The organism is Actinokineospora sp. HUAS TT18 (genome assembly GCF_051364635.1).
GTDB lineage: Bacteria > Actinomycetota > Actinomycetes > Mycobacteriales > Pseudonocardiaceae > Actinokineospora.
The window spans coordinates 6048806-6062254 of the sequence record NZ_CP195645.1 but is presented as its reverse complement, the minus strand read 5'-3'; the positions used below and the strand labels follow the sequence as shown (position 1 = coordinate 6062254).

Annotated in this window: 8 protein-coding genes; 1 reads left to right on the top strand and 7 read right to left on the bottom strand. The window is 72.6% G+C overall.

Going from position 1 to position 13449, the window contains the following annotated elements; genetic code table 11:
* Positions 1-57 precede the first annotated feature (57 nt).
* Both ACSHT8_RS28240 and ACSHT8_RS28235 read right to left on the bottom strand, forming a co-directional pair.
* Positions 58-1494, bottom strand: a complete 1437-nt coding sequence (locus ACSHT8_RS28240) for a hypothetical protein (protein WP_436494053.1) — start codon at positions 1492-1494, stop codon at positions 58-60.
* A gap of 151 nt (positions 1495-1645) precedes the next feature.
* The gene (locus ACSHT8_RS28235; protein ID WP_436494051.1) at positions 1646-3325 is read right to left on the bottom strand and encodes a DUF2207 family protein; all 1680 of its coding nucleotides are present in this window, start codon (positions 3323-3325) and stop codon (positions 1646-1648) included.
* A 219-nt stretch (positions 3326-3544) separates the two neighbouring features.
* Here ACSHT8_RS28235 and ACSHT8_RS28230 point away from each other — a divergent pair, with 219 nt between their 5' ends.
* Entirely contained in the window at positions 3545-4780 is a 1236-nt protein-coding gene (locus ACSHT8_RS28230; RefSeq protein WP_436494049.1) for a neutral zinc metallopeptidase, read from the top strand.
* Here the strand turns inward: ACSHT8_RS28230 and ACSHT8_RS28225 are convergent, their stop codons facing one another.
* The 5 genes from ACSHT8_RS28225 to ACSHT8_RS28205 all read right to left on the bottom strand — a co-directional run bounded on the left by ACSHT8_RS28225 (position 4781) and on the right by ACSHT8_RS28205 (position 13396).
* A complete protein-coding gene (locus tag ACSHT8_RS28225; RefSeq protein ID WP_436494047.1) occupies positions 4781-5194 on the bottom strand; it encodes a hypothetical protein in 414 nt (137 codons plus the stop codon). It lies immediately after the preceding gene.
* Between the two features lie 33 nt (positions 5195-5227).
* The gene (locus ACSHT8_RS28220; protein ID WP_436494045.1) at positions 5228-6289 is read right to left on the bottom strand and encodes a potassium channel family protein; all 1062 of its coding nucleotides are present in this window, start codon (positions 6287-6289) and stop codon (positions 5228-5230) included.
* Positions 6290-6366: 77 nt separating this feature from the next.
* Positions 6367-9657: an ATP-dependent helicase gene (locus tag ACSHT8_RS28215; RefSeq protein WP_436494043.1), complete on the bottom strand. Its 3291-nt coding sequence runs from the start codon at positions 9655-9657 to the stop codon at positions 6367-6369.
* A gap of 13 nt (positions 9658-9670) precedes the next feature.
* Entirely contained in the window at positions 9671-10129 is a 459-nt protein-coding gene (locus ACSHT8_RS28210) for a Uma2 family endonuclease (RefSeq protein WP_436494041.1), read from the bottom strand.
* 66 nt (positions 10130-10195) lie between these two features.
* The gene (locus ACSHT8_RS28205; protein ID WP_436494039.1) at positions 10196-13396 is read right to left on the bottom strand and encodes an ATP-dependent helicase; all 3201 of its coding nucleotides are present in this window, start codon (positions 13394-13396) and stop codon (positions 10196-10198) included.
* Positions 13397-13449 lie beyond the last annotated feature (53 nt).

Below are 13449 nucleotides of genomic sequence, written 5' to 3'. Positions count from 1 at the left end.
GAGCCTACGGGAGCGGACCCTGCTCGCGTCAGGGTCCGCTGTTCGCCTGTGGATGACTCAGCGGGCCGCGCGCCTGCGGCGGACGACGAGCAGCAGGAGCGCGCCGAAGGCCAGCGCACCGGCGCCCCAGGCGATCATGCCGCCGACGGCCGCACCGGTCACCGGCAGGTCGCTTTCCGAGGCGACCGGGGTGACGGGCGGGACCGACGTGGTGGTCGGGGCGGGCGGCGCGGTGGTCGTGGAGGTCGGCGTGCCAGAGCAGTTCACGGTGAACTTCTCGACGGTGTTCAGGCCGCCGCCGACGAGCCGCGCGGTGTAGGTGCCGTCGTCGAAGAACGCGGTCCAGCGCTCCCAGAGGTAGTGCTCCTCGGCGCCGAACTCGATCTCGTTGTCGTAGCGGCTGTCGCCGTCGACCTTGAACGACCGCTTGCCCTGGCTCACCGGGAAGTACCGGAAGGTGACCACGGACTTGCCGTCCGCGCAGCGGGTCTCGACCTGCAGGCCGTCCTCGTCGATGACGACGGTGGCGCAGTTGTCGACGCCGACGCCGGTCTTGGTGATCGTGCTGTCGGAGCCCGCGACGGTGACCGTGTAGTCGCCCGCGGGCAGCGGGTCCAGCTCGACCATGCCGGTCGCGCCGCCGCCGACGGGCAGCGTGCGCTCGGTGCCCGCGCCCTTGACGGTGTAGTCGACCGACGAGCGGTTCGGGTTCTCGATCTCGACGAAGATCGGCGCCTGGCCGGTCAGGTCGTCCTTGCCGTCGCAGTGCGCCGACGCCCGCACCTTGGGCGCGTTCTCCGCGGCGCACGCCACGGTGAACTCCTTGCGGATCGGCTCCTTGAGGTCCTTGCCGCTCAGCTGGGCGAAGAACTCGCCGTCCTCGTAGCCGTTGTCGGTGACCCGCAGGAACGTCCCCTCGGACACCTCGATGTTGAACTCGACATCGCCGGTGGAGGCGCTGAGCGTGTACTTCTTGGTCTCACCCGTCGAGTTCGTGACGGTGAACGTCACGATGCCCCAGCCCGCCTTGCACACGACGTCGACCTCGAGCGCGCTCTCGGCGGGCGTGGTGGCCTTGCAGTCGGTGACCACGACGTCGACGCCGCCGGAGGTCTGGTCGCCCTCGTCCGGCACGACCCGGTACTGCCCGGGCGGCACGTCGGCGAAGACCGCGGAGTGGTCGAACCGCTCCTCGTCGAAGGTGGTCTCCAGGTGCTTGGAGAACGGCGAGCCCGACCCGAGCAGCGTGAGCCCGTACGGGTCCTCGCGGTCGTCGCGGACGTGCACCTCGACGGTCGGCACGCCCTTCGGGCAGTGCGCGATCGCCGACAGCAGCGGCCGCGGCTGCTCGACGTCGGTGGGAGGCTCCGGCTGGTCGGCGACCGGCGGCTGGACCGGTTCCTGGGCGAACGCGGGTGCCGCGGTCAAGACCAGGGTGATGCCAACCGCGGTCGCCATGACGGCGCGGGCCGCGCGGGCGACGGTGGTACGCAACGAGCCTCCCCCAGACTGTCCATTCGAGTGAATGGAAGATCCTCCTAAAGTGCGCCGAACCGTACCCCGCGTGGCTAACCGCGCGCCACCCACCCCCGTATGTGTTTTCCCAGTTCAGAATGGCTAACACTGCGGTGAACTGCAGCGATACTCAGCGTTTAGTGAAGATCCCAGTTAACGCCGCCACCAGCGCATGGAAGCGTCGGGCGAATCGCGGCTGGTCATAGGTCTCGTCCTGGGTCCCGTACCAATACAGTCCAGGCGTCCCGTCGGCGGCGACGTCGAGGTCGGCGAACCGCGCCAGCCACGCCTCGGACTCGCCGAGCGCCACGGCGTAAGGCAGCGACCGGGAGAAGACCAGCTCGCGATCGGCGTCCGGGATCGACTCCGGTGAAACGGCCCGCAGGTACCCCGACAGCCCGCGCACCTGCTGGACCAGCGCGGCCCCGCGCTTGGTGCGCACCGGCAGGAACCGGCTGCCCAGCACCAGCGCGACCCCGGCGATGGCGAGCGCGACCCCGGCCAGCGCGTGCCCGACGGTCAGCGCGAGCACGACCGTCGCGGCGACGCCGAGCACGGTGACCAGCACGCCGATCAGGCCCAGCCTGCCGAGTCCGCCCGGCGCCCTGGTGAGCCAGCCGCGGTCGACGGCGTCGGCGTAGGCGGTGGCGCGGACGGCGTCGAGGTCCGTGGCGCGCAGCCCCGAGACGGTGACCGACTCGGTGCCGTCGGGGAGCACGGCCTGGTAGACCGCGCGTTCGTAGGCGGTCAGCGCGTCGTCGGCGGGGTTGCGGCGGACCAGCTGCCAGTCGTCGTCGGCGACCTCGGTGATCCACAAGTAGTTGCGTACAGCCAGGTCCACCACCGTGGCGGCGAGGTCGCGGCCGTCGACGACCTCGTCGACCACCGTCCCGGCCTGCCCAGGCAGCACCCCGTCCGGCGAGGCGAACGCGACCCGCCCGCCCTCGGTGACGAGCACGTCGACCGGCGCCACGTCGGCCGAGACCGCCTTCAGGTCGCGGCCGCGGGCGGCCCACAGCGCGCCGAACCCGCCGAGCAGGAGCAGGGCAAGGCCGCCGAGCGCGCCCCCGCCGACCGGGGTCATGGCGAACGGGCCAGCCTTGACCTCCTCGAAGCGGGCGTTCGTCGGCACCAGGCCCGCGGGCAGGTCGAGGCTCATGTCGACGCGGTGGCCTGCGTCCAAGTCGGACTGGATGACGCGCAGGATGCCGCTGACGTCGATCAGCGCGGAGTCGCACTGGTCCTCGGTGCCCGCCGCGCCCGCCAGGCACGTCGGGTCGTCGCCGGGTTCGGGGGTGAGCAGCGACGCGCGCAGGAACACGAGCTTGTCGCTCCAGCCGTTGGCGACCTGCCAGCGGACCTGCAGCCGGTCGCCGAGGTCGGCCACCGCGCCGTCCACTGTGTACGTCACGGTGGACACGCCCTCGTTGAGCTTGATCACGAACTTCTCGCCGGAGACCTCGGCGGTACCGCTGCCGTCGACCTTGGCGTCGCGCACGGTGAAGACCCGGTCGCCGATGCGCAGCGGGACCTCGCGCGTCATCGTGTCCTTGGCCTGCACGATCACCTGCTCGATGACCGTCATCCGGCCGTCGCGCTCGATCTTGAGCTGGATGTTGACGCTGCGGGGCAGCGGCGGGTGCTCGACGCTCGGTTTGCCCGGCCTGCTCGCCGTCGGCGGCGACGGGTCGATCGACGGCACCGGTTTCCCCGAGCCCGGGACCGGGCCGGGTTTGGGCACCGGGAACGAGATCGTCGGCGCGTCGGTCGGCGGTGCCGGGAACGACGGCTGAGCTGCGAACAACGACATGCCTGCCACCGTGATGGCGGCGGCGGCCCCCCAATTCTTCAACACGCCCGCGAACACTAGCCGAGCGCCAATATGCTCACGCGCGATCTGGTGAATCTCTGTACGGGGGAACTTGTGACTCAGCCGCCCAGCGGGCCTTGGCGTCCACACCGGCCATATCCGCCGCCGATGCCCGTGGCACCGCCACCGCACGCGCGCCCGCTCCCTCCACAGCGGACCATGCCGTACCCCCAGCAGCAGCCGCCGCATCCGCAAGCGCGCCAGCCGTACCCACCGCAGCAGCCCTACCCGCAGGGGCAGCGACCGCCGCAGTACCCGCCCCAGCGGTTCGGCGCGCCGCAGCAGTTCGGGCGGCCGCCCCAGTTCGGGCCGCCGCCGTTCCAGCAGCAGTGGCCGATGTACCCGCCGCCCCGCAAGAAGTCGAACGCGGGACCGATCCTGGCCGTGGTCATGGTGGCCGTGCTGGTCGGCGCGGCGGTCGTGTTCGGCGTCATCCAGCAGCGCAAGAGCAACTCGCCTGTCCTCGCCGACCCGGACCCGGGCTACTCGGCTCCGACGGAGACGACGACCAAGCGGGCGACGTCATCGCGGACGACCACCGCCACCACCGAGTCCGAGACGACGACGGACACCACGACCGAGGCCACCCCGACCACCACCGAGAGCGGCGGCAGGCCGCAGCGGCCGACCACCACGACGGTCCGCACGACCACGGCCGCCCCGCAGACGAACACCCGGCCGCCGGAGCCCGCCCCGGTCTACCGCCTCGGCGACAACCCGATCTTCAGCACCACCAACGGCGTCAACGCCGTCACCTGCAACCTGCCCGCGTGGCGCAGCGACCCGCAGGCCGCGCAGTCCTACTTCACCGCGGCGCTCCCCTGCCTCGAACAGGCGTGGACCCCGGCGCTGGCCAGGGCGAACCTGCCCTACAAGCGCCCGGGCCTGAAGTTCCCGGCGGGCACGAGCTGGACCAGCCCGTGCGGTTCGGTCACCGGGGCCACCGCGGCGGCGTTCTACTGCTCGCGCGACAACACGCTCTACATGCCGTTCGCTGGACTGGCGACCGAGCGGGTCGGCAACAAGACCGGCAGCTACCTGTCGGTGTTCGCCCACGAGTTCGCCCACCACATCCAGTGGATGACCGGGATCATGCAGACCTACGGCCAGGCTCGGTACGAGGCGGGCGACCAGTCGCCGAAGGGCTTGGAGCTGTCGCGGCGGCTGGAGCTGATGGGCCAGTGCTTCAGCGGCATGTGGTTCGCCGGGGCCCAGCACGGCGGCGGGTCGATCACCGACACGGTGATCCGCGAGATGATCGCCGACGGCTACACCCGCTCCGACGCCTCGCACGGCACCGCCCAGCACTACGGCGCGTGGCAGGAGCAGGGCTTCACCACGAACCGCACCTACCAGTGCAACACGTGGGTCATCGCCGCGGAGCACGTCGCCTGATCACGGCCCGCCCGGCCGCCGGTACAGCTCGGCGAACCCGGCCCCGGCGATCCCCGCGAACACGCAGAGGATGACGCCGAGCGGCCGGGCGTCGGTCTGCGCGCCCGCGGTGGCCCTGGCGACGCTGACGGTGTCGCCCACGGCGATCTCGATGGTCTCGCCGCGCAGGTGGCCGCACGCGTCGAGGCTGGCACGCTGCTCCTGGCCGTCGCGCTGGAAGGTGACCTCTTCGGTCTGGCCCGCGCCGCACGGCGCGCTGGTGACGACCGTGGCCTGGGTGCGCCACACGGCCTCCGACAGCGACCAGAGCCCGAGGGCGCCGGTCAGTGAGATGAGGATCGCCACGAGGATGCTGAACACGGCCGCCCCGGCTGCTTTGGCGGCCGGGAGTCGGAGTTCAGCGGGCAGGCGCACGCACGGATCGTCGCAGACGATCCCCCGATCGTGTTACTCGTCCGCGGGGGTGACTTTCCGGATGTAGAGCAGCCGGTCGCCCGCCTCGATGGCGTCGGCCTCCGACGAGTCGACCCGGTAGAGCTTCCCCGCGCGGACCAACCCCAGCACGATGTCGGGCAGGTGCCGGGGCGAGCCGCCGATCTCGGCCTGCTCGACCTCGCGCTCGGAGATCGCCAGACCCTCGTCCGGGGTGATCAGGTCCTCGACCATGTCGACCACCGTCGGCGTGTGCGTGGCCATGCCCAGCAGGCGGCCCGCGGTCTCACTGGAGACGACAACCTGGTTGGCGCCGGACTGGCGCAGCAGGTGGACGTTCTCGGTCTCGCGGACGGCGGCGACGATCTGGGCGTTGGGCGCCATCTCGCGCGCGGTGAGGGTGATCAGCACGGCCGAGTCGTCGCGGCTGGCGGCCACGACGACGGACTTGGCGCGCGGCACCCCCGCCACGCGCAGCACGTCGGAGCGGGTGCCGGAGCCGTGCACCGTCACCAGGCCGAGCAGGGACGCCGCGTCGAGCATCGCCTGGTCGGTGTCGACCACGACGATCCGGCTCGGGTCGACCCCGTCGGAGAGCACGGCGCTCACCGCGGAGCGGCCCTTGGTGCCGTAGCCGACGACGACCACGTGATCGCGCACCTTGGACCTCCACCTTTGGATCTTGAATGCCTGACGGGACCGCTCGGTCAGCACGGCGAGTGTCGTGCCGACGAGGACGATGAGGAAGAGGATGCGCAGCGGGGTGATCACCAGGATGTTGATGAGCCGCGCGGAGTCGCTGGCGGGCGTGATGTCGCCGTAGCCGGTGGTCGAGAGGGAGACCGTGGCGTAGTAGACGGCGTCGAGGAAGGAGATGCCGTCCTCGTTGACGTCGCGGTAGCCGTCGCGGTCCAAGTAGACGATGAGGACGGCGGCGAAGAGGGCCAGCAGCGCGCCGACGATGCGGCGGATGATCGAGGTGATCGGGCTGACGCCGCTCTCGGGCATCCGCAGGATGCCGACGAGTTCGTACTCTTCGCGGTCGCTGAGCCCAGTCGCTTTGCGCGGACGTTTCATCGGGTGTCTGTCCCCCGCGTATGACTCACGCGCCGAAGGTTAGTAGGCATCGCCCACCGCCGCCTTGGTGGGCTGGATCACTCGGCGTCCGGGACCGAGCGCAGCAGCTCCCGCAGGCCGTCGGCGTCGAGCAGGTCGGCGGGGCGCAGGGTGGTGCCGGGGCGGACGTAGTGGAAGGCGGCACGGACCTTGTCCAGCGGCGTGTGGGACAGCGCTGACCAGGCCAAACGGTACGCGGCGAGCTGGATGGTCAGCGCCGGGAGCCGGTCGGCGTCGGGCAGGTGGCCGGTCTTCCAGTCGACCACGGTCCAGCCGCCGTCGGGGTCGAGGAACACCGCGTCCATCCGGCCGCGGATGGCGATTCCGTCGAGTTCGGTGGAGAACGGGACCTCGACCTCGTGCGGCACGCGGTCGGCCCACTCGCTGCCGAGGAACGCCGTGCGCAGGGCCTCGAGGTCGTCGTCGGGGGCGGCGGTCTCGTCGGCGGCGCCGGGGAGCTCGTCGAGGTCGAGCAGGGCGCGGGAGCCGAACCGCTTCTCCAGCCAGGCGTGGAACGCGGTGCCGCGCCGGGCGACGGGGTTGGGCGGGAACGGCAGCGGGCGCCGCAGCCTGCGGGCCAGCGCCTCCGGGTCGGCGGCCAGTTCGACGAGCTGGCTCACCGAGAGCTGGTCGGGCAGCACGACCTGCTCGCGCCGGGCGGACGCGGCGGCGCGCTCGGCCAGCAGTACGTCGGTGTCGCGGACCCAGCCGTCGGGGTCGTCGGCCGGGTCGTCGAACACCTCGCCGTCGCGCAGCGCGGACAGCTCGGCGCGGACCAGCGCGGCGCCGGTGCTGACGTCGGGGCGGCGGTCGCGCAAGGGGTCTGCGGGCCACTGGGCAGTCTTGACAGCGGTGGCGAGCGGGTTCTCGGCACCTTCCTCGGGCTGGGGCGCCCACACGTCGAGCAGCTCGTCGGGCCACTGCTTCTCGGTGACGTAGTCGGCGAGGTCGGTCAGGAACTCCGACGGCCCGCGCGGCTTGCCGCCCGTGCGGCCCCACCAGTGCCCCGAGACCAGCAGGGACCGCTCCGACCTGGTCAGTGCGACGTAGAACAGCCGCCGTTCCTCGACAAGGCCGCGTTCGGCGAAGTCCTCCTTGTGCGCCTTGAGCGCCTGCTCGACCTCCTTGCGGTTCTCCGCGCTGTCCACGTTGAGCTTCGGCAGGTCGACCGCGTCGCCGCGCAGGTCGGCGGGCAGCTCGGTGACGGTGGTGAGCCAGCTGCCGCCGCGCCTGCCGCTGGGGAACACGTCGCGGACCAGGTGCGGGACGGCGACGACCTCCCACTCCAGGCCCTTCGCGGAGTGGACCGTCAGGATCTGCACTCGGTCCTCGGCGACCTCGACCTCGCCCGGCTCCAGCCCGTCCTCGGCGGCCTCGGCTGTGGCCAGGTAGTCGAGCAGCGCGGCGAGGCTGGCCGACGGGCTGGCCCGTGCGTAGTCGGCGACGACGTCGGCGAACGCGTCGAGGTGCGCCCGGCCCGCGCCGCCGCGCCGGGCGGTGGCCTCGATGTCGAGCTGCATGGTGCGTTCGACGTCGGCGACCAGCTCGGGCAGCGGCTGGTCGAGCCTGCGGCGGAGCATGGTCAGCTCGGAGCCGAGGGCGCGGACGCGCTGGTAGCCGAGTTCGGAGTACGCCTCGCGGGGGCCGGGGTCGTCGATCGCGTCGACCAGGCCCGCCTGCTCGACGCCCTCCCCCGGGATCACGTCGCCGGGCGCCGCGTCGGCGGGCGGGCCGCCCGCGAACGTGTCGGCCAGGGTCCGCGCGCGCCCCCACAGCGCGGCGAGGTCGGTGGCCCCGATGCGCCAGCGGGACCCGGTGAGCAGCCGCGCGGCGGCCGTCCCGGCGAGCGGGTCGATCAGCACGCGCAGCGCGCTGACCAGGTCGCGGATCTCCGGTTCGTCGAGCAGCCCGCCGAGGCCGACGACCTCGACCGGCAGCCCGCGCTCGCGCAGGGCCGTGGCGATGTCGGCCATGTCGGCGCGGCGGCGGACGAGGACGGCGGCCGTCGGCGGCTTCTCGCGTTCCTCGATGGCGGCGTACCACCGGTCGGCGACCTGGTTGGCCACCCACTGCACCTCTGTGTCCACATCGGACAACAGGGCGAACCGGATGTCACCGGACGGCGCGCCGTCGCGGGCACGCAGTTCGTCGACCTCCAGGCCGAGCGCGCGCAGCGGGGCGGACACGGCGTTGGCGAGGTCGAGTACCTCGGGCGGGTTGCGGAAGCTGGTGAGCAGGCCGTAGCGGGTGGCGGGGAGCAGCTTTCCGTTGGCTTCGCGGGGGAAGTCGGTGGTGAAGCGGGGCAGGTTCGCCGCGCTCGCACCACGCCAGCCGTAGATCGCCTGGGCCGGGTCGCCCACCGACGTGACCGGCATCGGCGCCGAGTTCGGGTGTTCGATCGAGCTGCCGAACAGCGACCGCAGCAGGACGCGCTGGGAGTGGCCGGTGTCCTGGTACTCGTCGAGGAGGACGGCGCCGAACCGCTCGCGCTCGCCCCGCACGACCTCGATGTGCCCGGCCGCGAGCCGCGCGGCCAGCGACATCTGGTCGCCGAAGTCGACCGCGCCCTCCTTGCGCTTGCGGTCGGAGTACGCGGCGACGAGCGGCAGCAGCGCCACCCGGAAGCGTTGCGTGACAAGGACTTTCTGCAAGTCCTGGGACAGGTCGGCCCGCTGCCCCTTCGCCCGCGGCGCGGACTCGATGGCCGCGCACAGCCGCTCGGCGTGACTGTGGAGCTCGGACGGGTCGACCAGGTGCTCGGACAGCTCGCCCGCCAGCGCCAGCAGGTACTTGGTGATCGTGGCCGGGACGAGGTCGGTGTCGAGGTCCTGCGCCCACGTGGCCACGACCCGGTGCGCCGCCTGCCACGACGCGGTCTCGGTGAGCAGCCGCGCCCCCGGCTCCACCGGCAGCCGCAGCCCGTGCTCGGCGACGATCCGGCCCGCGTAGGCGTGGTAGGTCAGGATTGTCGGCTCGCCGGCGAACACGGCGGCACGCCGTTCACCGGACGGGTCGAGCTTGTCGAGCAGCCGCGCGCCCGCGAGCCTGCGCAGCCGGGACCGGACGCGGTCGGCGAGCTGGCGGGCGGCCTTGCGGGTGAAGGTGAGGCCGAGGACACGCTCAGGGGTGACCAAACCGTTGGCCACCAACCAGACCACGCGCCCGGCCATGGTCTCGGTCTTCCCCGCGCCCGCGCCCGCGACGACCAGCGCGGGCTCCGGCGGGGCGGCGATGACCTCGCACTGTTCGGGCGTGGGGGCGGGAAGTCCCAACTCGTGGGCCAGTTCCCGGGGACTGACCAGCGCGAGCCCCGGCAGCGGCAGGCTCACAACGGACTCGCGGTCATCGGGCCAGCGCCGCCAGGTCGATCCGCAGCGGGCACGGCGCCGACACGACGAAGATCCCTTCTCCGCGCTGGGATTCCTCGTAGTCGGTGGCCACCAGCGAGTACGCCGTGACGGTGACGGGCGGCTCCGGGTCGACGAGCCAGAAATACGGAATCCCCGCGTCGGCGTACTCGTAGGGCTTGACATCGGTGTCGACACTCGCCGATCCCGGCGAGATGATCTCGATGGCCAGCGCGACCTTGCCCGCGTCGATCGACGGCGCGTCGCGGTCGATGTCCGCCGTGGCGATGACGAGGTCGGGGGTGCGCACGGTGGCGCCGTCGGTGATCACGCCGATCTGCGGGAACACTTGCCACGCGGGCGAAAGCTGCGCGTCGATCTGCGCGAAGAGCCGCCCCAGCGCGCACATGTGCGCGGGCGGGTCGTACGCACGGATCGGACGGATCGAGCTCATGAGGACCAATCTACCCCGCCGAACGGCCGAATCCAGCTTGCGACACCTCGACCACCTGTTCGAGTGCTACTCCGTGACCTGCCTGCCGCTGGGGTGCAGTGGGCAGGTGAACCGGACCGGGCAGCGTGGACAGTCCGGGTTCTCGAAAGCGCTGTACTCCGGGCCGACCATCGACCCGGCCGCGTCGCGCACGATAGTCAGCCAGTGGTCGATCAGCTCGCCCTGCAACGGTTGTTGATCGCGTTCGGTCGCTTTCCCGCGACTCTTCTTCGCCACGTACAGCAGCCGCGCGCCGCCCGGGTCCTTGCCAAGACCGTCCGCGGTGAACGCCCCGTACGCCGTCGCCAGCTGGTAGACCGCCAGCTGCGGGTGGGCGTTGGCGTCGTCCACGCTGATCGGCTGCTTGCCGGTCTTGATGTCCACGATCACCGGGCGGCCCTCGTTGTCGGCCTCCAGCCGGTCGACCCGGCCGCGGACCGTGACGCCGTCGGGCAGGTCGACCGACACGTCCCGCTCGACGGCGACCTGCGTCAGCTCGCCGCGGGTGTCCCGCACCCAGGTCAGGAACGTGTCGACCATCGCCCGCACCCGCGCCTGCTCGCGCCGGGAGAACCACGGCGCGCCCGCGTCGACCTGGTGCCACGCCCGGTCCAGCTCGGTCATCAGTTCCTCGCGCGAGGCACCGGAAGCCGCCGCCTGCGCCAAGGCGTGCACGAGCGTCCCGGTGACGGCGGCCAGCTCGACCGGGTCCTGACCGCCGTGCCGCTCGACGACCCACCGCAGCGGGCACTTGGCCAGAATCTCCACAGTGGACGGTGACACGCGCACCGGTTCGTGCTTGCCGCGCAGCGGTTCCAGGCTCGACATCTCGGGCAGGCCGTACCAGCTGTCGGGGTGCGCGCCGGGCACGTTGGCCTCGGCGAGCCGGGCGAGCTGCCGCGCGGCCAGCGCGCGGCGAGCCCGGTCGGCACCGTTGTCGCACACGACCTGGCGCAACTCCCCCACCAGATCGGCCAGCACGAGCGCGCGTTCCTGCTCGGCGACGGGGATCATCGACTCGGCCTCGGGATCGGTCGCCTCGACCCCGGACAGCTCGGCCAGGAACCGCGACGGCTGCTCCTCCTCGCCACGAACCGCGCTGACCAGCAGCTTTCCGCGCGCGCGGGACGTGGCGACGAGCAGCAGCCTGCGTTCCTCGGCGAGCAAGGGCGCCGTCGCGGACAGCGTCTCGGAGTGGTCCACGCCCGCGAGGTGGTCGACGAGCCGCTCGACACCCAGCAGCGAACCTCGCAGCCGCAGGTCCGGCCACGCGCCCTCCTGGACACCGGGCACGGCCACGACTGTCCACTCGCGACCAGCCGACGCGTGCGCGGTGAGAACCGCGACGGCCTCGCCGTGGGGCGCCGACGGGGCGAGCGTGTCGCCCGCGATGCGGTGGCCGATCAGGTGGTCGGCGAAGTTGGCGACACCGGAGCCGGGCAGCCGGTCGGCATAGCGCTCGGCGGTGTGGAACAGCGCGACGATCGCGTCGAGGTCGCGGTCGGCTGACGCGCCGACCGGGCCGCCGCGCGCGGCCGTGGCCACCCAGCGCGCCTCCAGGCCGCTGCCCTGCCACACGTCCCAGAGAATCTGCTCAAGCCCCGCGCCCTCGGCGATTCCCTTGCGGGCGGCGGAAAGCAGCGCCGCGACCCGGCGAACAGGGCCGACCTCGGCGGGCTCCAGCGCGGACAGCCGGTCGTCGTCGGTGAGCACCTCGACCAGCAGCTCGTCGCTGGACTTGTCGCCGCCCGCGGCCTGTTCGAGCCTGCGCAGGCCGCGACGCAACCGCCGCAGCGCCAACGGGTCGGCGCCGCCGAGCTGCGAGGACAGCAGCATCGCGGCCATCGGCGGGTCGAGCAGCGCGGGCACGGCGGCGCAGCGCAGCAGCGCGAGGAACGGCCGCACCGCGGGCTGCTGGGCCAGCGGGAGCTCGTCGCCGGGCGCGGCCACCGGCACCCCCGCCGCCGCCAACGCGCGGTGCAGCACGGGAACCGAGCGCGTCGCGGACCGGACCAGGACGGCCATCTCCGACCACGGGATGCCGTCGAGCAGGTGGGCGCGGCGCAGTTGGTCGGCGACCCAGCCCGCCTCGGCGGCCGAGGACGCGTGCAGGCGGACCAGGACCGTGCCGCCCTTGTCGCGTGACTTGTCCACCCGCCGCTGGCCGCCACCGGGAAGCCGGGCGGCCAGTTGGGAGACCGCGCGTCGGACCGCCGGGGCCATCCGGCGGCCGGGGGTGAGCAGGATCGTGCCGCCCTCGGGTTCGGCGTCGCGCAGCAGGCCGGGGTCGGCGCCGCGGAAGGAGAAGATCGACTGGTCGGGGTCGCCCGCTACGACGAACTCCTTGGCCGCGCTGCCGAGCCGCTGCAACAGCCGGTACTGCAGCGGGTCGAGGTGTTGCGCGTCGTCGACCAGCAGATAGCGCACGCGGGCGCGTTCGGCGGCGAGCAGCTCGTCGTCGGTCTCGAAGGCCAGCAGCGCGGAGGCCACCAGCTCGGCGGCGTCGAGCGCGGGGGCCGTCGTGTGCGCGATCGCGCTGTCGGACGCGCCGTGCAGCAACGTGACTTCCTCGTACTGGCGCCCGAACCGGCCCGCCGCGACCCATTCGTCGCGGTCCAGCCGCTTGCCGAGGGTGATCAGGTCCTCCGGGCCGAGCCCGCGCTCGGCGGCGCGGAGCAGCAGGTCGCGCAGTTCCTCGGCGAACCCGGCCACGCCCAGCGCGGGCCGCAGGCGCTCCGGCCAGTGCCGCGCGCCGGACTCGACATCGCCTTCGAGCAGTTCGCGGATCACCGTGTCCTGCTCGGGTCCGGTGAGCAGCCGGGGTCCGGGCTCGTCGTGCAGCATCGCCTGGATGCGCAGCACGGCGAAAGCGTAGGAGTGCACGGTGCGGACCAAGGGCTCGCGGACCGTGCGGGACATCCCCGCGTCTGGGTCGGTGAGCAGTGCGGTGATCCGGGAGCGCAGGTCGGTGGCGGCGCGGCGGCTGCCGGTGAGCACGAGCAGCTGCTCCGGGTCGACCCCGCCGCGCAGGATGCGGTCGGCGGCGACCTCGGCGAGCAGAGTGGTCTTGCCGGTGCCCGGACCACCGAGGACGCGGACGAATCCGTCGGCACCGGCGAGCACCCGCTGGGCGTCCTCACCCCACCGCACGGACTCGCGCGCGGCGGCCGGTCGGCGGACCAGTCGCGGCGCGATCGGAGTCTTCCCGGCGGCCACACCCGATTGCATCACGCCGGGGTGACAGCCTTCGACGCGGCACGCCAGGATGGCATGATCCGGCT

Excerpts from the sequence above, each read along its gene's own strand:
- ACSHT8_RS28235 (WP_436494051.1), bottom strand. The coding sequence starts at position 3,325 with ATGTCGTTGTTCGCAGCTCAGCCGTCGTTCCCGGCACCGCCGACCGAC.
- ACSHT8_RS28230 (WP_436494049.1), top strand. The coding sequence starts at position 3,545 with ATGCCGTACCCCCAGCAGCAGCCGCCGCATCCGCAAGCGCGCCAGCCG.
- ACSHT8_RS28220 (WP_436494045.1), bottom strand. The coding sequence starts at position 6,289 with ATGAAACGTCCGCGCAAAGCGACTGGGCTCAGCGACCGCGAAGAGTAC.
- ACSHT8_RS28210 (WP_436494041.1), bottom strand. The coding sequence starts at position 10,129 with ATGAGCTCGATCCGTCCGATCCGTGCGTACGACCCGCCCGCGCACATG.
- ACSHT8_RS28205 (WP_436494039.1), bottom strand. The coding sequence starts at position 13,396 with ATGCAATCGGGTGTGGCCGCCGGGAAGACTCCGATCGCGCCGCGACTG.